Source organism: Asticcacaulis sp. SL142 (assembly GCF_026625745.1).
Classification (GTDB): Bacteria; Pseudomonadota; Alphaproteobacteria; order Caulobacterales; family Caulobacteraceae; genus Asticcacaulis.
In genome coordinates this window covers 733,683-758,577 of the sequence record NZ_CP113061.1, presented here as the reverse complement: position 1 = coordinate 758,577, position 24,895 = coordinate 733,683, and the positions used below count along the sequence as shown (strand labels likewise).

The 24,895-nt window shown below is 54.0% G+C and carries 23 protein-coding genes; 16 read left to right on the top strand and 7 right to left on the bottom strand.

The window, feature by feature from the left end; all coding sequences use genetic code 11:
* Window positions 1–5: 5 nt before the first annotated feature.
* From OVA03_RS03470 to lpxB, 8 genes are all read left to right on the top strand, one after another.
* Entirely contained in the window at window positions 6–1,205 is a 1,200-nt protein-coding gene (locus OVA03_RS03470; RefSeq protein ID WP_267526792.1) for a M50 family metallopeptidase, read from the top strand.
* Between the two features lie 98 nt (window positions 1,206–1,303).
* Complete coding sequence (bamA, locus tag OVA03_RS03465; protein ID WP_420710471.1) at window positions 1,304–3,685, top strand: outer membrane protein assembly factor BamA; 2,382 nt, start codon at window positions 1,304–1,306, stop codon at window positions 3,683–3,685.
* Window positions 3,686–3,744: 59 nt separating this feature from the next.
* Window positions 3,745–4,398, top strand: a complete 654-nt coding sequence (locus OVA03_RS03460; protein ID WP_267526791.1) for an OmpH family outer membrane protein — start codon at window positions 3,745–3,747, stop codon at window positions 4,396–4,398.
* Window positions 4,399–4,422: 24 nt separating this feature from the next.
* The gene (lpxD, locus tag OVA03_RS03455) at window positions 4,423–5,439 is read left to right on the top strand and encodes a UDP-3-O-(3-hydroxymyristoyl)glucosamine N-acyltransferase (RefSeq protein WP_267526790.1); all 1,017 of its coding nucleotides are present in this window, start codon (window positions 4,423–4,425) and stop codon (window positions 5,437–5,439) included.
* A 7-nt stretch (window positions 5,440–5,446) separates the two neighbouring features.
* Entirely contained in the window at window positions 5,447–5,956 is a 510-nt protein-coding gene (fabZ, locus tag OVA03_RS03450) for a 3-hydroxyacyl-ACP dehydratase FabZ (RefSeq protein WP_267526789.1), read from the top strand.
* Window positions 5,957–6,745 (top strand): acyl-ACP--UDP-N-acetylglucosamine O-acyltransferase, encoded by a 789-nt coding sequence (gene lpxA, locus OVA03_RS03445; RefSeq protein ID WP_267526788.1) that lies wholly within the window; start codon window positions 5,957–5,959, stop codon window positions 6,743–6,745. It begins immediately after the preceding gene.
* A 4-nt stretch (window positions 6,746–6,749) separates the two neighbouring features.
* A complete protein-coding gene (locus OVA03_RS03440) occupies window positions 6,750–7,604 on the top strand; it encodes an LpxI family protein (protein ID WP_267526787.1) in 855 nt (284 codons plus the stop codon).
* Window positions 7,570–8,760 (top strand): lipid-A-disaccharide synthase, encoded by a 1,191-nt coding sequence (gene lpxB / locus OVA03_RS03435; protein ID WP_267526786.1) that lies wholly within the window; start codon window positions 7,570–7,572, stop codon window positions 8,758–8,760. The genes OVA03_RS03440 and lpxB overlap by 35 nt, the downstream gene beginning before the upstream one ends.
* Window positions 8,761–8,765: 5 nt before the next feature.
* On the opposite strand, the gene OVA03_RS03430 is transcribed toward lpxB, so the two are convergent.
* From OVA03_RS03430 to OVA03_RS03420, 3 genes are all read right to left on the bottom strand, one after another.
* Complete coding sequence (locus OVA03_RS03430) at window positions 8,766–9,914, bottom strand: acyltransferase family protein (protein WP_267526785.1); 1,149 nt, start codon at window positions 9,912–9,914, stop codon at window positions 8,766–8,768.
* A 136-nt stretch (window positions 9,915–10,050) separates the two neighbouring features.
* On the bottom strand, window positions 10,051–10,602 hold the full coding sequence (locus tag OVA03_RS03425) for a GNAT family N-acetyltransferase (RefSeq protein WP_267526784.1): 552 nt from the start codon (window positions 10,600–10,602) through the stop codon (window positions 10,051–10,053).
* Window positions 10,603–12,843 (bottom strand): S9 family peptidase, encoded by a 2,241-nt coding sequence (locus tag OVA03_RS03420; RefSeq protein WP_420710469.1) that lies wholly within the window; start codon window positions 12,841–12,843, stop codon window positions 10,603–10,605.
* A gap of 156 nt (window positions 12,844–12,999) precedes the next feature.
* On the opposite strand from OVA03_RS03420, the gene OVA03_RS03415 reads away from it, so the two are divergent.
* A complete protein-coding gene (locus OVA03_RS03415) occupies window positions 13,000–13,908 on the top strand; it encodes a trypsin-like serine peptidase (RefSeq protein WP_267526782.1) in 909 nt (302 codons plus the stop codon).
* Here OVA03_RS03415 and OVA03_RS03410 read toward each other — a convergent pair.
* Window positions 13,905–15,680, bottom strand: coding sequence for an acyl-CoA dehydrogenase (locus OVA03_RS03410; protein WP_267526781.1), 1,776 nt, complete (start codon window positions 15,678–15,680; stop codon window positions 13,905–13,907). The two genes, OVA03_RS03415 and OVA03_RS03410, sit on opposite strands and share 4 nt — an antisense overlap.
* A gap of 214 nt (window positions 15,681–15,894) precedes the next feature.
* Here OVA03_RS03410 and OVA03_RS03405 point away from each other — a divergent pair, with 214 nt between their 5' ends.
* A complete protein-coding gene (locus OVA03_RS03405) occupies window positions 15,895–17,178 on the top strand; it encodes a YceI family protein (RefSeq protein WP_267526780.1) in 1,284 nt (427 codons plus the stop codon).
* 36 nt (window positions 17,179–17,214) lie between these two features.
* Window positions 17,215–18,132, top strand: coding sequence for an L-threonylcarbamoyladenylate synthase (locus OVA03_RS03400; RefSeq protein WP_267526779.1), 918 nt, complete (start codon window positions 17,215–17,217; stop codon window positions 18,130–18,132).
* Here the strand turns inward: OVA03_RS03400 and yaaA are convergent.
* Window positions 18,129–18,902: a peroxide stress protein YaaA gene (gene yaaA, locus OVA03_RS03395; protein ID WP_267526778.1), complete on the bottom strand. Its 774-nt coding sequence runs from the start codon at window positions 18,900–18,902 to the stop codon at window positions 18,129–18,131. The genes OVA03_RS03400 and yaaA overlap by 4 nt on opposite strands.
* A gap of 181 nt (window positions 18,903–19,083) precedes the next feature.
* On the opposite strand from yaaA, the gene OVA03_RS03390 reads away from it, so the two are divergent.
* On the top strand, window positions 19,084–19,872 hold the full coding sequence (locus OVA03_RS03390) for a response regulator (protein ID WP_267526777.1): 789 nt from the start codon (window positions 19,084–19,086) through the stop codon (window positions 19,870–19,872).
* A gap of 12 nt (window positions 19,873–19,884) precedes the next feature.
* On the opposite strand, the gene OVA03_RS03385 is transcribed toward OVA03_RS03390, so the two are convergent.
* Window positions 19,885–21,318: an FAD-binding oxidoreductase gene (locus OVA03_RS03385; RefSeq protein ID WP_267526776.1), complete on the bottom strand. Its 1,434-nt coding sequence runs from the start codon at window positions 21,316–21,318 to the stop codon at window positions 19,885–19,887.
* A gap of 76 nt (window positions 21,319–21,394) precedes the next feature.
* Here OVA03_RS03385 and OVA03_RS03380 point away from each other — a divergent pair, with 76 nt between their 5' ends.
* From OVA03_RS03380 to OVA03_RS03365, 4 genes are all read left to right on the top strand, one after another.
* Window positions 21,395–21,838, top strand: a complete 444-nt coding sequence (locus tag OVA03_RS03380; protein ID WP_267526775.1) for an NUDIX hydrolase — start codon at window positions 21,395–21,397, stop codon at window positions 21,836–21,838.
* A 65-nt stretch (window positions 21,839–21,903) separates the two neighbouring features.
* The gene (locus OVA03_RS03375; RefSeq protein WP_267526774.1) at window positions 21,904–22,833 is read left to right on the top strand and encodes an SPFH domain-containing protein; all 930 of its coding nucleotides are present in this window, start codon (window positions 21,904–21,906) and stop codon (window positions 22,831–22,833) included.
* A gap of 15 nt (window positions 22,834–22,848) precedes the next feature.
* A complete protein-coding gene (locus OVA03_RS03370) occupies window positions 22,849–23,331 on the top strand; it encodes an NfeD family protein (RefSeq protein WP_267526773.1) in 483 nt (160 codons plus the stop codon).
* Window positions 23,332–23,406: 75 nt separating this feature from the next.
* On the top strand, window positions 23,407–24,186 hold the full coding sequence (locus tag OVA03_RS03365; RefSeq protein ID WP_267526772.1) for a hypothetical protein: 780 nt from the start codon (window positions 23,407–23,409) through the stop codon (window positions 24,184–24,186).
* Here the strand turns inward: OVA03_RS03365 and OVA03_RS03360 are convergent, their stop codons facing one another.
* Window positions 24,187–24,648 (bottom strand): c-type cytochrome, encoded by a 462-nt coding sequence (locus OVA03_RS03360; protein ID WP_267526771.1) that lies wholly within the window; start codon window positions 24,646–24,648, stop codon window positions 24,187–24,189.
* Window positions 24,649–24,895: the final 247 nt, after the last annotated feature.

Sequence of the window (24,895 nt, the reverse complement as noted above, 5' to 3'; positions counted from 1 at the left end):
GCTACATGCAGTTTTTTGTCGGTATATTGCCGCTCCTGATCCTGATCAGTGTCATTGTGACCATTCACGAACTGGGTCATTTCAGCGTTGCCAGGCTGTTCAAGACCAAGATTGAGCGCTTTTCAGTGGGCTTTGGGCCTAAGCTTTTGGCGCGTACCGATAAAAACGGGGTTGAATGGTGCCTGAGCGCCATTCCGCTGGGCGGATATGTGAAATTCGCAGGTGATGAGCATGTGTCCTCCATGTCGCCGGATGCCAAAGAACTCGACGCGGCCCGAACCGCCATTGTCGCCAAAGAAGGCGAGGGGGCGGAAAAAGCCTATTTCCATTTCAAGCCCGTATGGCAACGTATGCTGATTGTGGCGGCAGGGCCTTTTGCCAATTTCGTTCTGGCGATTGTGCTCTTTGCGGGCGTGCTGATGTTTATCGGCAAAGGGCATACCCCAGCCAGCGTCGTTAGCGTTGAGCCCAATTCTCCGGCGGCGGCGGCCGGTTTTAAGCCAGGTGATCTGATTACGGAAATTGATGGCCGCAAGGTTGAAAACCATCAGGATGCCCGCACCCTGATTTTGATGCGTGCCGACAGCGCCATCAATATTACTGTTCTTCGCGAGGGTGCGCCCGTGGTGCTTACCGCCACGCCCGCTCGCACTGAGCTTGAGGTGGGGTCTGGTGATCACCGAATCAAGGCGGGCCGGTTAGGCATTGAGATGGGCGGCGATATGCGCTGGCAACGGTTTGCGCCGCACACGGCCTTTATCGAAGGCGCGAAAATGACATGGCAGGTACTTGATACGAATGTGACCTATATTGGCCGCATTTTCGCGGGAAAAGAAAGCGGTGACCAGTTAAGCGGCATACTTGGCATGACCAAGGGGACGGGCGACATCACATCTCAGACTATGAAGGTCGAAGCTCCGGCCGCTGATCGTGTCATATTGTTGGTGATTAACCTTGTTACCTTGGCGGCGGTGATTTCGGTGGGGATTGGCTTCCTTAACCTGCTGCCGGTGCCGGTGCTCGATGGCGGTCACCTCTTGTTTTATACCTATGAGGCGGTTATGCAAAAGCCGCTCAATTCGGCCATACAGGGGTATGGCTACAGACTGGGACTTGTAACCTTGCTGGGTTTGATGTTGTTCGCGACTTGGAACGATCTCAACCAGTTGGGGGTGGTAAAATTCTTTGGGGGACTGTTTTCGTAATTAATAACTCTGCAAAATACCGAAGTTTCGGTGGCTGCGATGGTTTATGGTTAGCGAAACACGGGCCGCCGTCCGAACATAAAAATGATACAGAACATATGACTAAGGGCCTCAACGTGCATACTTCTTCACGAAAGCTTCAATCGGGCGTCAGCGTTCTGGCGTTTCTAAGCCTAGGGCTTCTGACCGCTCCGGCCATGGCGCAAACGGCGCCGGTTGATCCGGTGCAGACACAGCCAGCGGTGGCCCCACAAGCGGCGATCAATATTGGCCGTATCCGTGTCGAAGGTAATGAGCGCATCGATTCGCAGACGATCATTTCGTATCTGCCGGTGCAGGTGGGGCAGCCCGCAACGCCTCTGGCGATCGACCAGTCGGTAAAAACCCTGTTCCGTACAGAACTGTTTTCCGACGTTCAAATCGTCATGAATGGCGCGGAAATGGTGGTTAGCGTCGTTGAAAGCCCGATCATCAATCAGGTGGTCTTTGAAGGCAACAGCGCCCTATCCAAAGACAAGCTGCGTGAAGAAGTAACCATCCGTCCTCGTGGTGTGTTTACCCGCGCCAAGGTTCAGGCCGATGTTCAGCGCATTATCGAACTCTATCGTCGTTCCGGGCGTATTTCGGCGACCGTGACGCCAAAGATCGTTGAACTGCCGCAAAAGCGCGTCGATCTGATTTTTGAAATCGATGAAGGCGTCAAGACCGGTGTGTCGAGCATGAACTTTATCGGCAACAAAGCGTTCTCGGACAGCGATCTTTCAAGTGTCGTCGTTACCAAGAAGTCGATCTGGTGGAAGTTCTTCTCGTCGAACGACAACTATGATCCGGACCGGATGGATTACGATCGTGAACAGTTGAGAAAGCACTACACCAACCGCGGTTACTATGATTTCCGCGTGGTGTCGTCCGTGGCTGAGCTGTCGCCGGATCGTAAGGATTTTGCGATCACCTACACGCTGGATGAGGGTGAAAAATATAACTTCGGTCGTGTCACGGTTAAGACCGAAAACGACAAACTGAATGCCCAGAATCTGGAACGTGTTATTCCGTTCAAAAATGGTGACCTTTACGAAAGCGACCTGATCGAAAAGGGCGTCGATAATCTGACCTTTGCCGCCGGTTCGGCCGGTTTTGCGTTCGTGGATATCCGCCCGCGTGATGAAGGCAACCCGCAGGATCGCACCGTCGATGTGACCTATAATGTTCGCGAAGGTGCGCGCGTCTATATCGATAAGATCGATGTGGTTGGCAATGGTCGAACGCTCGACCGTGTCGTGCGGCGCGAAATGCTGCTGTCCGAAGGCGATGCCTACAATAAGGCTCTGCTTGAACGCTCTAAGATGTATGTCAACGCGCTTGGCTTCTTCAAGGATGTGGAAATCAAGGAAGTGCCGTCGGCTACGGCGGATAAGACCAACATCGAAGTAGCAGTCACCGAGCAGCCCACCGGCGAACTGTCGTTCGGTGCCGGTTTCTCGTCCTACGAAAAGTTCATTTTTGACGTCGGTATAACTGAGCGTAACTTCCGTGGTCGCGGTCAGAACGTCCGGGCACGGATTTCAACGGGCTCGATCCAGAGAAATATCGACATCAGCTTTACCGAACCGCACTTCATGAACCGGGACGTACAGGCCGGTATCGACCTGTTTTCGTCGGCGCTCGATTACTCGGAATACACCAGCTATAAGTCCGAAAGTAACGGTTTTGGCTTGCGTCTGGGCTACAGCCTGAATGGCTATAGCCTGCTGCGTCTGCGCTATAACCTGCGTTCGGATGATCTGTCCTACGGCACCACCTCAACCCAGTGTGATGACCTTATCTATAGCTGCGGCACCGGCGTGACATCGAGCGTGGGCTACACCCTGTCATTTGATCGCCGCAATGATTTCGTACAGGCGACGCGCGGCTGGCAGGCGATTGCCCGTCAGGATTTTGCGGGTCTGGGTGGCGACGTGAAATATGTCCGGTCTGAACTTGAGGCGCACTGGTACTACGGCTTCCGCAAGGACATGATCCTGCACCTGCAAGGTCTGGCCGGAAATATCACGCCATTTGGTGGTGACGCGGTTCGTATCAATGACCGCTTCTTTAAGGGCGGCACAACCTTCCGCGGCTTTGAGAATGCTGGTATTGGCCCGCGCGATCAAAGCTCAACCTATGCTTTGGGCGGCCAAACCTACGCCATTGGTACGGTCGAGCTGGGCATTCCGAATGGCCTGCCTGAGCAGTACGGTCTCAAAACGGCCTTATTCGTGGATTTCGGTACGCTCGGCGGTGTTGATGACCGCCTTAAGATGAGTGGTAGCACCGTGAACACAAATATCGTAGATGATATGTCATTGCGGGCGGCAGCCGGTGTGACCATTCGCTGGAAGTCCCCCATGGGGCCGATCCAGTTCGATATTTCACAGGTTCTCTCGCGCGAAGATTACGACAAGACGGAAACTTTCCGCTTCTCGCAGTCGACCCAGTTTTAAACCGTTTATCTCCGGAGGCACATCTCCGGGAAACCAACAAAGCCATGAGTGTTACATCGATGAAAAAATCTCTGCTCGTTCTCGCCAGCGCTGCGGCGCTTATGGCCGGTCAGGTTTCGGCCCAGACGGCACCGGCTGCAGCCCCGGCGCAACCGGCCATGAACCCAGGCCCGGTCATTCCGGGCGTCTGCGTCTATTCGGTTGAAGACGCCATTGCCGGCTCTGACATGGGTAAAGCGGCCGGTGAGCGCATGCGCCAGTTGAGCGCTGCGGTTGAGGCTGAAATCAAGCCGGAACGCACCGCCATTGAAACCGAAGGCAAGTCACTGCAGGATCAGGTCAACGCCAAAACCCTGCAAGGTGAGGCCCTGCAAACCAAGGCTCAGGCCTTCCAGGGTAAGGTTCAGGGTTTTGAACAGAAGGTGCAATTGCGCGGTCAGGAGCTTCAGGCAACCGAAGCCAAGGCCCAGCGTCAAATTGCCACCGACCTTGAGCCCCAACTGCGTGCCGTTTATTCGGAAAAGGGCTGTGGAATTCTGGTTGATCGCAACTCGGTTCTGTTTGCCAACCCGGCTATGGATATCACGGGTCAGGTCGTGACCAAGCTTAATGCTGTCAAGAAGACCATGACCTTTGATCGTGAGCGCATTACGCCGCAAGCCCGTCCGACGGCAGCCGCTCCGGCACCTGCCGCGGCAACCAAAAAGAACTAAATAACAGGACGTCCGTAAACACCCATGCCTGATCCGAGATTTTTTGAGGTCGCGTCAAGTCTCAACTTGGATCAGGTCGTGGCGCTTACGCGGGCGAAATACACTGAGACTTCCGTTAAAGGGGGCGGGCCAATAAGGGCATGCGCCCCTTTATCCATTGCTGAGCCCGATGAGGCGGCATTTTTCAGCGATAGACGCTATTTGTCTTCGTTGAAAAAAACGCGCGCTGGTTTTGTATTCGTGAGCGAGGATGACTCCGCGATGGTGCCTGCGGAGGGGCTGGCTCTGGTTGTGAAATCACCACAGGCGGCGTGGGCGCGACTGGCGAATGCACTTTATCAGCCTATACGCCACAAAGGCTCAGTCGCGGTTCACCCAACGGCACGCATTGAGGACGATGTTTATATCGGGATCGGTGTGGTTATCGGGCAGAATGCAGAAATCGGGTCGGGTACGCGGTTAGAAGCCTATAGTGTTATCGGGCCGGGCTGTACCATTGGCCGCAATTGCCGGATTGGGGCTCACGCCACAATATACTGCACCCTAATGGGGGATCGTGTTCATATCGCTTCCGGTGCCCACATAGGTGAGGCGGGCTTTGGGGTGAGTGGCGATGAGCGGGGGCTGATTGATGTGCCGCAACTTGGCCGGGTTATCTTGCAGGATGACATTAGCGTCGGTTCCGGAACCTGTATCGATCGCGGCGCCTATGATGATACGGTGATCGGTGAGGCGACCAAGATCGATAATATGGTTCAGATCGCCCATAATGTTCAGATTGGCCGCCAGTGCATTATTGCGGCACATGCTGGCATTTCAGGATCGGCCCGCATCGGTGATGGGGCGATGTTTGGCGGTCGTGCCGGATTGATCGACCATATAGCTGTCGGCGCGCGTGCCAAGGTGGCTGCGGGGGCGGTTGTCTATAAAGATGTGCCCGAAGGCGAGATGTGGTCTGGTTTTCCGGCCAAACCCTCGCGTCAGTTCTTGCGCGAAGCGGCTTGGCTGTCTAAACAGGCGGCTCAGAAAGATAAGGGTTAACCACTCAATGACAGAAGACGCCGATCAGGCCGTGGCCGAAATTAAGGCCGATAACACCGACGTTGTGGCGGGGGAAAGTATAGATTACGCTGAAATTCTCCGGCGTATACCGCATCGGTATCCATTTTTGTTGATTGATCGTGGTGAGAACTGGGTCAAGAATAAAACCATGACCGGCATCAAGAACGTCACGTTTAATGAGCCGTTCTTTCCGGGACATTTTCCTGAAAATCCCGTCATGCCCGGTGTTCTGATCATCGAAGCTATTGGGCAGACCGGTGCGGTCCTGATGTCGAAATCTCTGGACGCTGACGTCGAAGGCAAAACTATTTTCTTTATGTCGGTGGATGGCGCTCGCTTCAGAAGTCCTGTGCGTCCTGGCGATACGCTTCATATGAAGGTGGAGGTTTTGCGTCACCGCGGTGACGTCTTCAAATTCAAAGGCGAAGCCTATGTCAACGGCAAGGTCGTCTGTGAGTGCGAATTCGCAGCCATGGTTGTCGAGAGCCCGAAATAAATGACTATTCATCCGAGCGCCATTATCCACCACGGAGCTAAAATCGGAGCGGATGTCAAAATTGGTCCCTGGTCGATTGTGGGACCTGACGCGGTGTTAGGTGATGGGGTAGAACTGATCTCCCATGCCGTGATTACTGGCCATACCGAAATCGGGGCGGGGACGGTGATCCATCCGTTTGCGGTTTTGGGTGGTCATCCGCAGCACTTGGCTCATGACAAAAGCGCTGTTACGCGTCTGATCGTCGGCGAGCGGAATCAGATCCGGGAGCATGTCACCATGCACACTGGAACCGTCAAGGGTGGTGCGGTCACGCGCGTCGGGAATGACTGTTTGTTTATGGTCGGCTCACACGTAGCCCATGACTGCGGGGTCGGGAACAATGTCGTCATGGCCAATAATGCATCGCTAGGTGGCCACGTACAGGTTGGCGACTTTGTATTTTTGGGCGGACTGTGTGGCGTACATCAGTTTGCCCGTATCGGCCGCTATAGCTTCGTGGGTGGCGCCGCCATGGTGACCAAGGATGTCATCCCTTATGGCTCGGTCTGGGGAAATCATGCCCGGCTTGAAGGGCTTAATCTGGTGGGCCTTAAGCGTCGGGGCTTTTCGCGCGATCTGATTTTGTCGCTACGGACCGCATATCGGATGATGTTTGCCGATGAGGGCACACTTCAGGAGCGCCTTGATGATGTGCTCGAAAACTTTTCCGATGTGGCGCAGATTGTGGAGATCGTGAATTTTATTCGCGAAGATTCCAACCGCCCCATCTGCCTGCCGGCGGAGTAGGGACGTGGTACTGGGCAAACTGGCGCTGATCGCGGGCGGGGGCGCGGTCCCAGTCGAAGTGGCGCGCTATCTTAAGGCAACGGGTCGGCCCTACTGTGTCCTGCGTCTTAAGGGATTTGCTGAGGCGGAACTGGACGAACATCCCGGCCATGATGTTGGACTGGGGGATTTTGGCCTCATATTTGGTCTGTTGGCGCAGGAAGCTTGCCAGTGCATATGCATGGTCGGCTATGTGCGTCGGCCTGACTTTGACACCATGGAGCGTGATGCCGGTGGGGCGGCCCATTTGCCCGCCATTCAGGCGGCGGGGCGGGGTGGTGATGATAGCCTCCTGCGGCAAGTTGCCCACATGTTTGAGGCTAAAGGCTATGCTATCGAGGGGGCGCATGAGGCTAACCCGCAGCTTTTGGTTGGCCATGGCCTTCAGGCTGGGCCAGAACCATCCGCCAAAGCCTATGACGATATGGTTGAGGCTATTCGCATCGCCAATGTGATCGGGGCTTTGGATATAGGTCAGGCGGTTGTGGTGGCGAATAAAATCACTCTGGCCGTTGAGGCTCAGGATGGGACTGACTTGATGCTGGCGCGCATCAGCGGTCTTTCATCCGCCCTGAAAGGCTCACTTGCGGATCGCAAGGGGGTTTTGGCGAAGGTGGCAAAGCCCATACAGGACTTACGTCTGGATATGCCGACGATTGGTGTATCGACAGTGGCGGCGGTGGCACAAGCCGGCTTGTGTGGCATAGTTGGGCAGGTGGGAAAACTGCTGGTCGTTGATAAGGTCGCTACCTATGCGGCGGCTGACCGATTGGGAGTATTCATCTATGGCTTCGACGACAGCGACAGCCCACCCCGTTAAAACGATCATGCTGGTCGCGGCTGAGGCGTCGGGGGACGTTTTGGGGGCGGGGCTAATGATACAACTCAAAGCTCGCTCAAATGTGGAGTTGCGCTTTGTCGGCATTGGCGGCGCGCGCATGGCGGCCCTCGGTCTCAAAAGTCCGTTCGATATCGCCGAGTTATCCATTTTAGGCATGGTAGAAGGCTTGAAGGCCTATAAACGCGTCAAAGCGCGGGTAGCGGATACGGTTGCACTGGCCGTCAAAGACAAACCAGATGCTGTCATTTTGATCGATTCATGGGGGTTCACGCTAAGAGTCGCCCACGGTATACGGGCGGTGATGCCGGATGTAGCGCTGATTAAATATGTGGGACCACAGGTTTGGGCAACACGGCCGGGGCGCGCGAAAACGCTGGCGCGCAGTGTCGATCTTTTGCTGGCTCTGCACCCGATGGATGCCCCCTATTTTGAGCGCGAGGGGTTGAAGACCGTAGTGGTCGGTAACCCGGCGCTGAATGTCGACTTCACTAAAGCCGACCCTGATGCCGTTTCCAGGGCCATCGAGCGAAAAAATGGGCAGCAGATGCTGCTGGTTCTGCCGGGCAGCCGTCCTTCGGAAATCAAACGGCTCATGCCGGTATTTAAAGCAACAATTGAGCAATTATTGGCGGAACGGCCTGATCTAAAGGTCGTGTTACCGGTCGCGGATACCGTCAGAGCTTTGGTGCATGAGGTGATCGGGGACATTAAGGACCGCGTGTATCTGATTGACTCTGAAGCTGAAAAGCTTGGCGCCATGAAGACAGCAGATCTTGCGCTGGCGTGTTCGGGCACGGTCTCGACGGAGCTGGCCCTTGCGGGCTGTCCCATGATCATTGCTTATAAGGTCGAGCCATTGACCTATTATATTTTCAAAGCGCTGTCGTCTTTGAAATATGTGACGCTGTTCAACATTGTTGCCGGTAAGGCAATTGCGCCTGAATATCTTCAAAAAGACTGCACGGTGGATAATCTGGTGAGCGCGGTGCGCGAGCGACTGGATAATCCACAGGTGCGCCGGTCACAGATTGAAGCGCAGTACGCGGCCCTTGATCAGATGGGCCGTGGGCAGCGCCCCCCCGCCGAACTGGCCGCACAGAGCGTTATCGATTTTCTCAAACTGACACGAGCTTGACTACCCTAAATCCGTTCCGGAAAATGCTTTTGGGCTTTGTGGGTCACAGCGTCACCGGTCTGGCGACAAAGGTTTTGAAGCCGATCCATCCCCGGTTTTATAAGCGGTAAAACCGCTATATGCCCTGCCGTAATAAGAACCGACCATATTAGCCATGCCCATGGTCTGAGTGAGATGTGCGCGGCCAACACGGGCGTAGCAAGTACCAGAAAAGCCCCGTTTAAGATCAGCAGGCTCAGGGTGTTTTGACCTATCCAAACCAGAAAGACTGATGCACGGAAGGATTTCACGGCTTGCGCGAGTAAGATCAGGCTAGCAATGCCCAGAAATGCGGTCACCAGAAACAGGGGTAAAAAGCCTAGCTGTCCGGCAACGATATTAACACCAAAGGACGGGTAAATGCTTTGGTTGCAATTTGAAATCGGATCTAAAGCGCATCCCTTATTCAGGGGATGAAGGATGGTAACAAGCCCTATTGTTACCAAGGCCGCGACGGCCGCGAGCCAAGGTGTGACGCTTGGCTTTTTAAGGCCGCTGAACGCACGTCCCATCAGGAAAAAGAATAGACCGATGCCCCAGGTGTTATCCATGAACACGACCTTGAGGCCGTTGGCATCAGCTATGAAAATAGCTATCAGACTGGTTGCAAGGGCTATCCTGACCATGCGCGAGCTATGTAGATAAACCCAGGCCAAGCATTGTACGGCTGCCAAGGATATCAGGAACCACGGTACCATGAGTGCGAAATCCTTACCCAATAACAAGGGACGCACGGCCATCTTAACGAGGCTTGCAGGATGGCTAAAATCGCCGTGAACAGCACCCACTAAGGGCACAGCTATAAGGTGTGTGGTGTAGGCAAAGAAGACGAGCGTTAGGGCTTGCGACACAACCTGGTAAAAATTACGCTCATGCAGGCGCAAGGCCGCCATACCGGAAATGAAATAAAAGGCAGGCATATGGAAGGATTGTATAGCCTGAGCCGTCGCAAAGGCATGAGGATCAAATCCACCATCAGGACGGGCAAGGAAAAAAATCAGCAAGGTATGGCCAAAGATGACGAGCAGCATGGCACTGCCGCGGGCAATGTCTATGACCGGGTCGCGCACAGCACTCACCGGGGGCTGTGGTAATAAAAATTGAAGACTGGTCATATGACACCGTTGCTACGATCTGCTTGTTGGGCAGACTGAGCAATTTCCGGGCCACAATTTCGGGGCACAAATTCTGGGCCATGAATAAGTCGAATTTTCCGAGCTTAAGCGGAATTAGTTATGACAACAGGACGACCTACTGGCTCCAGCCCATCCCCACGGGGGGATTGTCTAATGGCCGCAGTTCGCGACACATGAAAACCACGTCTAGCCAACGGCCAAGTTTGTAACCGGCATTGGGCAGTCGTCCGGTTTCCACAAAGCCCATGGATTTATGAACGCTGATTGAGGCGGCATTTTCACCATCCCCGATTACGGCGATCATGGTGTAATAGCCCAGTTCGGTTGTCGTGGTTACCAATTCGGACAGCAATGCTTTTCCGATACCCTTTCCGTGGTGGTCTGGGTGGATATAGATGCTGTCTTCAATGCCGTAGCGGTATCCGGGGCGGGTGCGGAAGGGCGATGCATAGGCAAAGCCAAGCACATTATTGCCTTCCACGGCCACCAGATACGGCAGGTCCATCTGGCGGATCTCATGCCAGCGCGACATCATCTCCTGCGGTGTCGCGGGCTCAAGCGCAAATGTGCCTGTCCCGTAAAGGCAGTTATGGCCGTAAATTTCAGTGATGATGGAAAAGTCCGCAAAGGTGGCTTTGCGGACTGTGATTGATCCGGTGTCAGACATTTACGCTTTCAAGTACCCTTTATCGACAGCCCAGATAGCAAAAGCATAATCGAACGCGATTTCCTTCAGAAAGTCAAAGCGCCCCGACGCCCCGCCGTGACCAGCTTCCATATTGATTTTCAGCAGCATAGGGGCATCCGACGTGTTGTGCTCGCGCAGAGCCGAAATCCACTTCATCGGCTCCCAGTAGGTGACGCGCGGATCGCTCAGGCCGCCGGTCGCCAGTACAGGCGGATAGGCCTTGGCCGTGATGTTGTCATAAGGGCTGTAGGAGACAATGTAGTCATAGGCTGCCTTGTCCTCAATTGGATTGCCCCATTCCGGCCATTCGGGCGGGGTGAGAGGCAGGGTGGTGTCGCTCATGGTGTTGAGCACGTCAACAAACGGCACAGCCCCGATCACGCCAGCCCACAAATCTGGCCGCATGTTGGTAATGGCCCCCATCAATAATCCACCCGCCGAGCCGCCATAAGCGACGATCCGGCCTTTGGAGCCATAACCGTTTGCGGTCAGGTGTTCGGCGCAGGCGATAAAGTCGGTGAAGGTATTCTTTTTCTTGAATTTTCGGCCATCCATGAACCAGCCACGGCCTTTTTCAGAGCCGCCACGAATATGGGCTGTGGCATAGATCCAGCCGCGATTAACAAGGCTCAGGTTACGGATCGAAAAGCTGGGCTCCATCGGAATGCCATAGGAACCGTACCCATAAAGTAGCATGGGAGCGCTGCCATCCAGCTTGACGCCTTTTTTTATCAAAACCGTGATCGGCACCTCAACACCGTCCGGTGCCTTGGCATACAGGCGTCTGGCGATGTAATCAGCCGGATTGTGGCCGGACGGAATAACCTGCGTCTTACGCAGGCTTTTCTGGCGGCTGTCCATGTCATAGTCGTAGGTCTGCGCGGGCGTCGTGGGCGACGTATAGGTATAGCGCATCACCGTTGTGTCATATTCCAATGATCCACCCATGCCGAGGGCGAAGGCTTCTTCATTGACGGCGATGGTGTGTTCGCTGAGGTCGGCTTTTTTCGTCACGACTATGCGGGAATTGGCATTTTCACGCTCAACCCGCACCATATGGCCCTTATACAGACCTAACCCGGTGATGTAAGTGCCGGGGCGATGGGCGATCCACGGCTGCCAGGTCGATTTTGAGGGCAGGGATGCGGTTGAGGTCATCACCTTGAAGTCCATGGCGTCGTCGGCATTGGTCAGGATGACAAAGCGATCATCCCAGTGATCCACTTCATACATGACGCCTGTCACGCGGGGTTCAACGCAGACCGGAGCCTTGGTAGGATCGGAGGCCGGTATCAGCCATGATTCAGACGTTTCCTGATTGCCAATGCTGATGACGATGTACTTATCGGACGACAGGGTGCCGACGCCAATGAAAAAGCCGGGGTCTTTTTCTTCGTATATCAGAACGTCGTCACCGCCTTTAGCGGGACGGCGGTAAATACGCGATGGGCGGCCATTGTCGTCACGGAACGTCCAGAACAGATATTGCGAGTCCGGCGAAAAGACAAAATCACCGGTCGCACTTTCAACCGGCGTGCCTAGGCGCTCACCCGTTGCCATATCCTTCACGTAGATTTTATAAACTTCAGACCCTTGGGTGTCTTCAGACCAGCCATAAAGCTTGTGGTCGGGGCTGTGGGTCGTCGTACCGGTAGAGTAGTAGTCTGTACCCTTTGCGGCGGCATCTTCATCCAGCAGGATTTGCTCATTGGTCGGGATGGAGGCAAACGGGATGATTTCTTTGCTGATCTTGTCTTTGCCGCGCGGTTTACGGGCGTTGATCGGATGCTGCGCGCCCTTATTATAGCGGACGTAATATTCCCAATCCCCGTCTGCGGCAGGCACCGACGAATCGTCTTCCTTGATGCGGCCCTTCATTTCCTCAAACAGAGTGGCCTGAAGCGCTTCGGTCGGCTTTAGCATATCCTTGGAATAGGCGTTCTCAATGATGAGGTGGTCTTTGACGTCGGCCTTAATCAGGTCGGGATCACGCAGCACCTCTTGCCAACGGTCATCCTTCATCCAGTTGTAATTGTCGATGCGGGTATAGCCCAGTTGCTCGATCTTTAAGGGGATCTTTTTAGCCTTTGGGGCGGTAAGTTTAGACATATGACTTCCTGAAGCGGATAGGGCGGGTGTGACACCAAAACCAGAGTTGACCATAAATCCAACACTTATGCTGCTTACAAGCATGTTTCTGCGATTTATGCGGCTTTTCATGTGATTACACCTTTGACAGATTGCCCGATGACCGGGGATGATGGGGATGGAAATGGTTAATCTTTGTAATGAGATTGCGATAGTTCTTAACCATACGTCAAATGACGGTTTGGTAAGATTCACCGCCAGCCGGGTTTATTCGAGGGCAGAGTGCTTATGGACGCTGATTTAACGCTGGAACTCATCAAAGCAACCGTGCAAATCGATCAGCCTCTGGCCGATGGGAAGCGCATGGTGGGGACTGGCTTTCTGGTGTCTGTGCCCAGAGGGTATAATTCTGCCAGCAATCCCCCCGAAATTGTTCTGGTCACCGCCGCTCATGTTTTTGAGAAGATGCCGTCCAATGATGTCCGTATCGGTTGGCGTTTTGAAGGCGCAACGGGCAAGTGGCAATATGGGCCGTCAAAGCTGACTATCCGTTCTGATCGTGGTCCTTTGTGGGTGCAGCACGGCAAGGAAGATGTGGCGGTAATTCCGGTTGAGGTGCCCGCAGCGTACAAAGACAATGTAGTGCCTATCGGCTGGCTGGCGGATGAAAAGACCTTTAGCGACTACCGCATCGGGCCGGGCGATGAAATGATGACGCTCGGCTATCCGCATGGGTTGTCGGCTAATCCGGCCGGATTTCCTATTCTGCGGGCGGGTCGTGTGGCCTCATATCCCTTAACACCCAGCACGAACTATCCAACATTTCTTATTGATTTAACAGCTATTCCTGGCAATTCAGGTGGGCCCGTATTTATGACGGATCGTACGACCCGTCGTCCGGGCACTGAGCAGCCGTCGATTACCTTTATTGCGGGTATTTTGACTAAGCAGGTTGAGCAGGACAATCGCCGACTTGAACTTGGGTTGGTGACCCACGCCGTGTTTGTGCGGTCTACGATTGATAAGCTGCTGAAATCTCAGGACGAAGAGGCGTTGCGGCAAAAGCTGGTGGTTCGGCCAGTATCGTCAGGCCCGCCAAAGACGCCTGACAATTCAACCGGTGACATTGTGCCAGATCCGACAAGACCGACCAATAGTGGCGCCAAGCCGTCTGCGGTTAAGACGACTAAGCCCTAATCAGGATAAATTGCGGCTGCCATTAAGACCTCAAGAGGGGCGTTGGTCATCTTGATGGCCGTTAAATGAGCGGGGGCTGCGCTTAAAACCTGCGTGCTGTATATTTCATAGAGAGCGATTTTGGACCTTAACCAGTCGTGATCGCCATCACCCTGATCCAACAATTTTTGCGCCGCAAGTGCGCCTTTCGCCAGCAGCCATCCGCCGATAAGATCGCCACACAAGGTCAGGTATCGGCTGGCTGCGGTCGCAACGGCCGCAGCATTTTGCGATTTTTGCATGATCAGCCAGTCTGTGGCGTCATCAAACGTCTGCAGTGCGTTATGCAAATCTGATAATGTGATTATATTCTTATTTTCAGTAGATTTTATGAATTTTCTGATGTCTTCACTTAACTCTTTTGCCGCGAGTCCGTTATCCTGCGATAATTTGCGCCCCACCAGATCAGCGGCCTGAATACCGTTGGTGCCCTCGTAAATGGGGGCAATGCGAGCGTCGCGGTAGTGCTGAGCGGCGCCGGTTTCTTCGATGAAACCCATGCCTCCATGCACCTGCACGCCGGCAGAGGCGACATCGCAGCCGACCTGCGTGCTCCATGCCTTGGCGATAGGCACCAGAAAATCTTCTCGGCGTTTGGCGCGCGCACGATCATTTTCTGATCCTCTGCGGGCGCGGTCAAAGGCTTGCGCGGTCAAGAGGCATATGGCGCGCGCCGCGTCTATTTTGGCCTTTGATACCGCCAATGTCAGACGGACATCAGGGTGATCATAGATGGGGGCATTGGCTTCACCCGTAAGGACCGACTTCCCCTGACGGCGTTCCTGAGCATAGGTTTGCGCCTGCTGCCAGGCCCGGTCAGCGATGCCAACGCCCTGCGTGCCGACGGCCAGTCTGGCGGCGTTCATCATCACAAACATGGCGGCCAGCCCTTCGTTGGGCGGCCCTACCATCTCAGCGATGGCCTCTTCAAAGGCCATAACGCATGTAGGTGAGGCATGAATGCCCATCTTGTGTTCAAGCCCAACCGCACGAACCGTATTGCGATCACCGAGGCGCCCGCTGTCATCGACCAGATATTTCGGACATAAGAACAGTGATATGCCTCTGGTGCCTGCAGGGGCGTCCGGCAGGCGCGCCAGAACCAGATGCGCGATATTATCGCAGGCTTCGTGATCGCCCCAGGTGATGAAGATTTTTTGTCCGGTTAAGCGGTAAGTGCCGTCGCCAGTCGGTTGCGCCACAGTAGTCAAAGTCGACAGATCCGAACCAGATTGGGGTTCGGTCAAATTCATGGTGCCGCACCACGCTCCACTGACCAGCTTTGGCAGATAAATCGTTTTTTGACGCGCATTACCATAGGCGCTCAAGGCTTCGATCGCGCCAAGGGTGAGGGTGGGGTTGAGCGTAAATGCCATATTGGCGGAATGAAACAACTCAAAACAGGCCTGCTCAAGGGTTTTGGGCAAGCCCTGGCCGCCATGCTCAATTTCGGCCGTGAGGCCATTCCAACCACCTTCAGCATAGGCTTTCAGAGCCTCACCGAAACCCTCAGCGATAATAACCTGCTCATTTTCCCGACGCGCGCCCTGATGATCGCCAATGACGTTGAGCGGGGCCAGAACATCCCGCGCCAGATCACCGGCGGCTTCCATAACCGCATCAACTATGTCGGCATCAAGGTCGGGGAAACCTTCGCTTTGATAAAATTCATCAATGCCTATAACCTGTTGCAGGCAAAAGCTGATATCTTTGATGCTGGGGCGGTATGACATTGGGTTTCCTCAGATGTGACGAGTCTCAGTTACGCCTTGGCTGGCGCTTAGGGCTGAGCCGATCTGCAGTATGATCCACATAATAAAAAGATCAAGAAAAGTTTACGTTCACGTCATCTTATATGTAACAATAATAATTACATATGGCTCTTGATTAATCGTTGCCATTGTTCAATATGAAGTACTGGACGCAAACCGTCAGATGAGAGTGACCATGCCTGTTGAAACCTATAACCGTTATAGCCGCTGGCTTCACTGGCTGATGGCTGGCCTGATTATTTTCATGATCATCCTGGGGTGGCGGCTGGAAGATGAAGATGCAGGCCGATTTGCCCGCTTTCAGCTTCATAAATCCATTGGCATCACCATACTTTTTCTTAGCTTTATCAGGCTGGGGCTCCGCTTTGCCTATAAGGCACCGTCGGAAGTTGAAGGCCCGAAATGGCAGATGGCGGCGGCAAAAGCCGTCCATTGGGGATTTTATGTTGCGATGATCGGCTTGCCGCTGACGGGGTGGGCGATGGTATCGGCCAGTCCTATGGCCATTAACACGGTGCTTTATGGTATTCTGCCATGGCCGCATTTGCCGGTTCCAGCTTCGGAGCAGGCCCATGATGCGTGGGTAGCGGTGCATGGTATTCTGGCTAAGTTGATCACCTATGTGTTGATTCCCCTGCACATAGGGGCCGCCCTTAAACATCATGTCATTGATAAGGATAGCACCATCACCCGGATGATTCCAGGACTGACACCGGAGCCGTTATTGAATTGGCGCTGGATAATCCCGGCCGCTACCGTCGCGATCGGCATTATAACGGGTGCTATGATCTTTGGTGGTGCCAAACCTGAAATCCCTGCAACGGCCGCGGCCGTTACCGAGGAGGTGCCTCCTGGCGAAGGCGCCATCTCAAGTTCAGATGCGTCGGAGACGGTGAGCGCTGTCGCAACTTCTGAAGCGTCAAGCCCTTCGACGGCGGCCCCTACGGTTGCGAAATGGACGGTAAACAAGGCCGAAACCCGTCTCGACTTTGTGACGTCTTTTCAGGGTGCTAATATCCGCGGGCGTTTCAGTGACTATAGCGCTGACATTCGCTTCGATCCAGCAGCGCTTGAGTTGTCATCGATTAAGGTCGCCATCAACCTGAACTCTGTGAGTACAGAAGACGCTGAACGCGACAACACGCTCAAAAGCGATTCGTTTTTCAACGTCGCCAGCTTCCCCAAGGCGACATTCGAAGCCAAGTCTTTTACAAAAATTTCCGAAACGCGCTTTGTGGCTAAGGGCAAACTCACCCTACATGGGCAGACAAAGCCATATGATCTGCCCTTTAATCTTAAAATCACTGAATCTGGCGGTAACAAAACGGCCAATGTCACAGCACAGGCCGACCTGGACAGATTGGGTTTTGGGGTCGGTTCAGGCGATTGGGCGTCGACAGATCAGATTCCGGCCAAGGTAAAACTGGACTTCACCCTGCGCGCGTCTGCCGCGAAATAGGTTGAGACCATCAGGGTGGTTTGGTAAGGGCAAGGTATGACTTCTGTTAGCGATGCCGTGGCCGCTCTTAATGCCGGAAATCTCATCTTTTTGCCAACCGAGACTGTGTATGGTCTGGGGGCAAGCGCCAGTGATTCCGTGGCGGTTGCCAAGGTGTTTTCCGCAAAGGGCCGCCCGCACTTCAATCCTTTAATTGCTCATGTCGCTGATCTGGCTATAGCCGAGGGCCTTGCTCACTTTGATGACCGCGCCTGCGCTCTGGCCAAGGCGTTCTGGCCAGGGCCTTTGACGCTCGTTGTGCCATATAGGAATGATGGGCAGGTATGCGATTTGGCACGGGCGGGTCTGGATAGCGTCGCCATCAGAATGCCCGCTCATCCTCTCGCCCTTGAGATATTGAGGGCCTTTGGCGGGGGGGTGGTCGCGCCCTCTGCTAACCGCTCTGGCCGGCCGAGCCCAACCCGGTTTTACGATGCGGTTGAGGAAACCGGCGCCTATGTGGCGGCGGCGATCGACGGCGGTGATTGCCAGATTGGCTTGGAATCCACGGTTGTCAGTCTGATGGACGGTGTTCGTTATCTGCGGGCCGGCGCTGTGACGCGCCAGCAAATAGAAGCCGTGATCGGGCCTCTGGAGGGCGATGATCATGATGGGCACCGTTCCCCTGGGCGCCTTACCCTGCATTACGCTCCTGAGGCTAAGGTTGAGATAAATGTGGCGCTTCCCGAACCGGGCTGTGCGTATCTGGCGTTTGGTCCGACCAATTACACCGGCCCGGTGTTTCAGCTAAGTGCTTCATCTGATTTATCCGAAGCTGCCTCTAACCTTTTTAAATCCTTAAGAGATGCGGATAAACTTAAACCGTCAAAAATTTGCGTAGCCCCCGTTCCGGATGAAGGGTTAGGTGAAGCTATAAACGATCGCCTGAAACGCGCGTCCGGTTTTATCGGTTAGGCCTTTACGGGTGGCTGCGGGCGGGAAAACACCCACTCAGTCGGCGTCGATTGATCGGCCTGGAACCTATAGCCATCGGTATCGAAAGCCTTGGCCTGTTCGACCTCTTCGATGCGATGGTCGATGACGTAACGCGCCATCAGACCGCGGGCGCGCTTGGCAAAAAATGACACTATGCGCGCCTTGCCGTCTTTTTCATCCAGAAACCGCGTATTGATAACCTTAAGCTTCATGGCCTTGGTAAGGGCGGCCTTGGCATATTCCTGACTTGCCAGATTAAGTATCGTGTCCGCCTTTACGGCCTTGGCATCTTTAAGAAGCGCGTTTGCAATATCATCGCCCCAATAAGCATACAGGGACTTCCCCTTATCTGTCGGCAGGGATGTCCCCATTTCGAGGCGATAAGGGCGCATCTGGTCAAGCGGCCTCAGCACGCCATAAAGACCAGATAAAATACGGACACGATCCTGCATCCATGTCAGGGCTGGCTCATCTAGCTCGCGCGCCATCAGGCCATCGTAGACGTCTCCATCGAATATCATGGCAGCCGGCAAAGCATCCTGGCGGGTAAACCGCTGATAGCGACGGTAATTTAACTCCGCTAGATCATCCGATATATCCATCAACCCGCGCAAATCATCCGGACTTTTGGTTTTCATCACGGCCAAAAGGTCTTTGGTGCGAGCGGAAAACCGGGGTGAGGTGGATTTGATCCAATCGGCTGCTGGAGATGTATTGAGCGATTTGGCTGGGGATAACAATATGAGCATGAACGCTTTTTATACTGATTTGGCCTAGTGCGTCATCTTTGTTTTTAAACGCAGACCGTGTTTTGAGGGTATTATTTAGCTGGCTTGAGTTCAGCATCCCTGTCTGTTTAGTTATTGCGTATTAATCATATACACACTGATAACGCGTACTCTGCGAGGATGCGCGCGGGGAGGTTTTCACATGTCTCTGGGGACGGTACTGATTTTAGAAGATAGTCGCGTACAGGCTCAACTGATTTCCAGAATCCTTGAGGGGCTGGGATGCCTCACGCTCGTCAGCCACGATCTTAAAACGACCTATTCTATGCTGCGGGACTTTAAGGTTAATCTGATGTTACTTGACGTTTATGTCGGCGATGGCAACAGCTTGAAATTCATACCAAACCTGCGTGAGCGTGCGCCTGATGTGCCGGTTGCGGTTATGACATCGGGAGGGGCTGGAGGTGCTGCGCTTGAAGAGACGCTCGCCATGGCACGACAAGCAGAAGCCGATTTTGTACTGGCGAAGCCATTCACCCCCCATGCGATCGCCAATATCCTTACCCAGACTAAACTTATAAAGGCCACACCTATACGCCGGCGTCATATGTTAGTCATTGATGATTGCCGTATTGTACGCAAACTTGTGGCAACCGCGCTTGATGATAAGGGCTACCGTGTCAGTGAGGCGGGCTCGATGGAGGAGGCGCTTGAGCGTGTTGATATTGCCCACGTCGATGTGGTGATAACGGACATTTTCATGCCGGGCATGGGCGGGCTGGAAGGTATCAACATAATCCGCAGTCAATGGCCGGAAGTTCACGTCATTGCTATGTCAGCGGGGGCTGAACTTGAGCAATTTGACTGCCTGAAAGCTTTGTCCGCCGCGCGAAAAGTTGGTTCAACGGCGCAACTTCCCAAGCCATTTACCGCGTCAGATCTGACCATGCTGGTTGATGCGGTTTTATCTGAAAAGTTTTTAGCGGCTTAACATCTGAAACTATTAAAATAGTACATGCGGGTTCATGATGCGCTTTGGATCGAGCGCCAGCCGTACCGCCCTCATGGCGGCCACCGCAGTAGGATCCTTGTACAACAGGGCCTCTTGAGTTTTCATGCGGCCAAGGCCATGCTCGGCCGAGATGGAACCTTCATATTGATGCACCAGATCATGAACCACTTTGGAACCTTCATTACGTAAGTCATTGAAGACTTTGGTATCCATGCCTTCAGGCACTATGACGTTAAAGTGGACATTACCATCGCCGACATGACCAAACGCCACCAGTCGGGCACCTGGCAGGAAGGCTTCGATCGCCTTGGCGCCTTCTTCCATATATTCTGCCATGCGTGACAGCGGGACGGAAATGTCATGTTTCCAGGCAGCCCCTTCGACTTTTTCTGCGGCTGAGTGTTCTTCGCGCAGACGCCAAAATGCGGCGGCTTGGGTATCGTTCTGGGCGATGGCCGCATCAAGAATCAGCTCTTCTTCAAACGCTGCCCCCAGCAGACGCTCCATAGAGGTTTCAGCGCCATCAGGATCACCCGATGCGACCTCGATCAGGGCGTACCACGGATATTCACCCTCAAGCGGTTCGCGGGTATCAGGAATGTTCTTGAGCACCAGCGACAGGCCGTAGCGCCCCATCAGTTCAAAGGCTTCGACCTGCCCGCCCGTTTCCTGTTTGGCGCGGGCCAGAAGATCAATGGCTTTTTGTGAGGTTTCAAACCCGACAATAGCCACCGATCGCGAATTCATAACCGGAAACAGCTTAAGCGACGCCGCCGTGATGATGCCCAATGTGCCTTCGGCACCGATGAACATCTGCTTGAGGTCGTAGCCGGTATTGTCTTTGCGTAGGCGTTTCAGGCCATGGAAAATGTCACCATTGGGCAAAACCACCTCAAGACCGGACACCAGATCGCGGGTGACGCCATAGCGCAGAACGGCGGTGCCGCCGGCATTGGTGCTGATGACGCCGCCAATGGTGGCCGTCCCCTCGGCCGCCAGAGATAACGGGAAGTGCCGTCCGGCTTTTTCGGCAATCTGCTGCGCTTCCAACAGGGTGATGCCAGCCTCCAGTACCATAGTGTCATCGGTCGGCGCGACATCACGAATGGTACGCATGCGCTCCAGCGACACCAGAATTTCGCCAAATGGAATTTGCCCGCCGACCAGGCCTGTGTTGCCACCTTGCGGGGTAATAGCCACGCCATGTTCATAGCAAATCTTGACGACTTTAGAGAGTTCCTCAGTCGTTTTGGGTAAAACGAGTAAGGGGGTATGCCCCTTCCACTTGCCGCGCCATTCGGTCAGTTTGGCTTCGACGCGTAAAGAGTCTTCGCTATAGCCACCTTCGCCCAGTACGGACTTGATCTCTGCCAGAATTTCCGGTGCAACTGGCGGGCATTCAGCAAATTGGGCGGCGGCGGTCATGGCAAGTATCCCTAAAAGCAGCGCTGTTGTAAGTGTTTGGCTTATAAGGGTTGGGGTTTATACGGAGAATCTGTAAGTGCAAGTCAAAACTCACTATCCAATACCGGCGATCGGCGTTGTGTGCTGGCGAGGTGATGAGGTCTTGTTGATCCGGCGCGGTCGAGCCCCTCGCCAAGGCCAATGGTCGATCCCCGGTGGCAAGATGGATCGGTTCGAGCCGATAGCGAATACGGCTTTGCGGGAATTGCGTGAGGAAACCGGCATTGAGGCTGAACTTGGCCCCTTGATCGAAGTTTATGAGATTATGGAACCGGCCTCCGAGGCGTATCCGGATGGGTTTCACTATGTGCTTATTGATTATCTGGCGCGCTGGCTGGCCGGAGAACCTGTGGCCGGTGACGATGCCGATCAGGCGTGTTTTGTGACGCTGGAGGCGGCATTGGATATGGTCGTTGAAGATGATCTCAAAGATGTGCTCCTGAAATCGAGCGCACTTATGGGTACACGCTGGACCGATTAGGCTTTGAAATCGTGTGATTTAGGGTAGAGTTAAACCGGGCAAAACAAGGCAAGAGGGAACCCTGAATGTTTGTAAGTGCATTTTCCGCAGTCACCCTTATTTTGGCGATCGTTATCGCCTTCAGCATCATTAAAATCGTACCGCAGGGGCGTGAGTTTACGGTGGAGCGTTTTGGCCGCTATACCCGCACCTTAAAGCCCGGTATTTCTTTCCTGACGCCCTTTGTTGAAAGCATCGGTCGGCGGGTCAATATGATGGAGCGGGTTGTTGATGTGCCCCAACAGGAAGTCATCACCAAGGATAACGTGGTGGTCAAGGTTGATGGTATTGTCTTTACGCAAGTCATGGATGCCGCGGCGGCGGCGTACCGTGTCGATAATCTCGATAATGCCGTCACGCAACTGGCCATGACCAACTTGCGGACTGTGGTCGGCGGTATGGAACTGGATGAAGTTTTGTCGCAACGCGATTCCATAAATTCGCGTCTTCTGACCGTGATTGATCAGGCGACCAGCCCGTGGGGTGTTAAGGTAAATCGGATTGAAATCAAAGATTTGAAACCGCCTCTTGATATCACAGATTCTATGGCCCGCCAGATGAAAGCTGAACGTGAGCGCCGCGCTCAGATCATTGAAGCGGATGGTGATAAGCAGGCGGCCATCACCCGTGCTGAGGGTAATAAACAGGCGACCGTGCTTGAAGCTGAAGGCCGTCGCGAAGCGGCCTATCGTGACGCCGAAGCCCGTGAACGCGCCGCCGAGGCTGAGGCCAAGGCGACGGAAATGGTGTCCGAAGCGATTGCCAAGGGTGATGTCAACGCCATCAACTATTTTGTTGCGCAAAAGTACGTTGAGGCGTTCGGTAAGTTTGCAATGTCTCCGAATACTAAGACCATTATTTTGCCGACCGAATTGTCCAGTCTGGCCGGAACCGTAGGTGGTGTGACGGAACTCGTAAAATCCCTGACCAATGATCAAGCTTCAGCTAAAAAGTAAGGACAGGAGATAAATATGCCTGATTTTGCAACGCTTTTGACGTCTGAGCCGGTGGGCATGCAGGCCTTTTGGGTATGGCTGACCTTGGGCGTTATTGTGCTTGGTCTTGAGATTATGTTGGGTACGGAATGGCTGCTGTGGCCTGCGGCATCAGCCGGGGTTGTGGCCTTGCTGACCCTGACCGGGTTGCCCATTGGCTTTGTGTTTCAGGTGATTATCTTTTCCGTTCTGACCCTTACCCTGTCGATATTGTCGCGCCGCTTTATGAAAAAGGACGCGCCAGCGGGTGACATTAATGATCCCGGTCAGCGTTTAGTCGGCAAGACCGCCACTGTGCTTGAAGGCTTTGGCGGCTCACATGAAGGCCGCGTAATCTATGACGGTGTAGAATGGCCGGCGGTCATTGAGGGGGAAGAGGACGCCAAGCTTAAGGCACGGGAGCCTGTGAAAATTGTGAAAGTCAGTGAAGGCAAGCTGGTGATTTCGCGCGCCGCCTGATGCGCGCCATTAGGGAACTTTTTACCGATTCGCCCAAAGCTTGATTTATCGAATGAACTGGCTTCGGGGGCGAGGATGAGGCTTTTCTGTAGAGTGTTTGCGGTATTTGCGCTTTTGGTTACGCCCAGCCTAAGTCTTGCCGGTGGATGGCCGCAAGAAAACGGTCGTGGGCAGGTCATTATTAAGCTGGAACCTTCTACGGCCAATAAGGGCTTTGATGGCGATGGCAACACAGCGTCTATTGGTAAGTGGGATACGCGTAATGTCTCGGTCTACAGCGATTATGGTCTTAATGATCGCGTAACTGTGTATGCTAAGGCTGATTATCAGGACTTTAAAACCGACAGCACATCCTATTCGGGGCTGGGGTCTGTTGAGATTGGCGGGCGTGTGACTGTGGCGAAGACAGATACGGCCATCTTAGCGGTGGGTGCAGGTGTCGAAGGGCTGGGCAAGGGACGCCGTAGTGATTTTGATCAGGCAAGGTCCAAAGGCACCGATACCGAGGTGCGGGCCTATGGTGGCAAGAGTTTTAAGGTCGCGGGCAAGGACGCCTTCGTTGACCTACAGGTGGCGAAACGCTGGCGCGAAAAAGAAGCCGATCAGGTGCGGGTGGATGCGACGGTTGGCATAAAGCCCGATCCGAAATGGATTGTCATGGCGCAAGTCTATGCGGGGCAAACCGATAAGGAATCCTGGGGGCGTGCCAAGTGGACAAGCGCTGAGGTAAGCGTTGTGCGCCACTTCGGAGGCAAACAGGATATTAGCGTACAACTGGGCGCGCGCCAAACTCTATCGGGTGAGAACGTCCCGCAGGTAAAAGCCTTATCCTTATCAATATGGAAGCGGTTTTAGTTATTGCGGTTTCTTAGCCGTTTCAACCGCAATATAGGCCAGCAGGTTCTCGCGGTCTTTAGCGTCTTTGATGCCTAAAAATGCCATTTTGGTGCCCGGAACCGCGTCGCGTGGTTTGGTCAGGAACGCATCAAGCGTGGCGAAATCCCAAGTCACATCATGAGCTTTCATGGCATCAGAGTAGGGGTATCCGCCTTCGGTTCCCGCTTTGCGACCAAATACTCCGTATAGATGAGGGCCGGTCGTGGTCGCGGTCGTCTCAATCAGCACATGGCATGACCGGCATTTGCCGAACTGCTTTTTACCCTCTTCTAGGCTGGCGGCATTATAAGGTGTAGGCAGTGATGCCAGAACCTGTGCTTTTTCAGCTTCGCTCAGGTCGGCCGAAGGCGCATGAGATGACGATTCAGGGGACGTGGTGGGTTTGGGAGCCGGTTCGCACGCCGTCAGAGAGACGGCCATGGCTAATACAAAAAACCGTGATTTTACTCCGAACCGCATGTCCAAACCTCAAGCTTAACCTATGAATTACATGGCTTTTACAAGACAGATCAGCCTTTGGCGAGCCGGAAAGTGCATGGACAGCATTTGTTGATAATGTGATTAGTTACCTTTAGTTGCAGGGGATAATGCGTACGGCCCCCCGTTTTTACGCAGACTATTATTGAACATTCGGCCATGTATGAAAAGTTGGTGCAAATTGTCGAAC

Bases quoted from the DNA above. Each gene is read 5' to 3' on its own strand.
- OVA03_RS03460 (WP_267526791.1), top strand. From the start codon at position 3,745: ATGAAAAAATCTCTGCTCGTTCTCGCCAGCGCTGCGGCGCTTATGGCC.
- lpxD (WP_267526790.1), top strand. From the start codon at position 4,423: ATGCCTGATCCGAGATTTTTTGAGGTCGCGTCAAGTCTCAACTTGGAT.
- OVA03_RS03360 (WP_267526771.1), bottom strand. From the start codon at position 24,648: ATGGCCGTCTCTCTGACGGCGTGCGAACCGGCTCCCAAACCCACCACG.
- OVA03_RS03470 (WP_267526792.1), top strand. From the start codon at position 6: ATGCAGTTTTTTGTCGGTATATTGCCGCTCCTGATCCTGATCAGTGTC.
- OVA03_RS03385 (WP_267526776.1), bottom strand. From the start codon at position 21,318: ATGACCGCCGCCGCCCAATTTGCTGAATGCCCGCCAGTTGCACCGGAA.
- OVA03_RS03400 (WP_267526779.1), top strand. From the start codon at position 17,215: ATGACTTCTGTTAGCGATGCCGTGGCCGCTCTTAATGCCGGAAATCTC.
- OVA03_RS03415 (WP_267526782.1), top strand. From the start codon at position 13,000: ATGGACGCTGATTTAACGCTGGAACTCATCAAAGCAACCGTGCAAATC.
- OVA03_RS03405 (WP_267526780.1), top strand. From the start codon at position 15,895: ATGCCTGTTGAAACCTATAACCGTTATAGCCGCTGGCTTCACTGGCTG.
- OVA03_RS03365 (WP_267526772.1), top strand. From the start codon at position 23,407: ATGAGGCTTTTCTGTAGAGTGTTTGCGGTATTTGCGCTTTTGGTTACG.
- bamA (WP_420710471.1), top strand. From the start codon at position 1,304: ATGACTAAGGGCCTCAACGTGCATACTTCTTCACGAAAGCTTCAATCG.
- OVA03_RS03410 (WP_267526781.1), bottom strand. From the start codon at position 15,680: ATGTCATACCGCCCCAGCATCAAAGATATCAGCTTTTGCCTGCAACAG.
- OVA03_RS03370 (WP_267526773.1), top strand. From the start codon at position 22,849: ATGCCTGATTTTGCAACGCTTTTGACGTCTGAGCCGGTGGGCATGCAG.
- lpxB (WP_267526786.1), top strand. From the start codon at position 7,570: ATGGCTTCGACGACAGCGACAGCCCACCCCGTTAAAACGATCATGCTG.
- fabZ (WP_267526789.1), top strand. From the start codon at position 5,447: ATGACAGAAGACGCCGATCAGGCCGTGGCCGAAATTAAGGCCGATAAC.
- OVA03_RS03420 (WP_420710469.1), bottom strand. From the start codon at position 12,843: ATGAAAAGCCGCATAAATCGCAGAAACATGCTTGTAAGCAGCATAAGT.
- OVA03_RS03425 (WP_267526784.1), bottom strand. From the start codon at position 10,602: ATGTCTGACACCGGATCAATCACAGTCCGCAAAGCCACCTTTGCGGAC.
- yaaA (WP_267526778.1), bottom strand. From the start codon at position 18,902: ATGCTCATATTGTTATCCCCAGCCAAATCGCTCAATACATCTCCAGCA.
- OVA03_RS03430 (WP_267526785.1), bottom strand. From the start codon at position 9,914: ATGACCAGTCTTCAATTTTTATTACCACAGCCCCCGGTGAGTGCTGTG.
- OVA03_RS03375 (WP_267526774.1), top strand. From the start codon at position 21,904: ATGTTTGTAAGTGCATTTTCCGCAGTCACCCTTATTTTGGCGATCGTT.
- OVA03_RS03390 (WP_267526777.1), top strand. From the start codon at position 19,084: ATGTCTCTGGGGACGGTACTGATTTTAGAAGATAGTCGCGTACAGGCT.
- lpxA (WP_267526788.1), top strand. From the start codon at position 5,957: ATGACTATTCATCCGAGCGCCATTATCCACCACGGAGCTAAAATCGGA.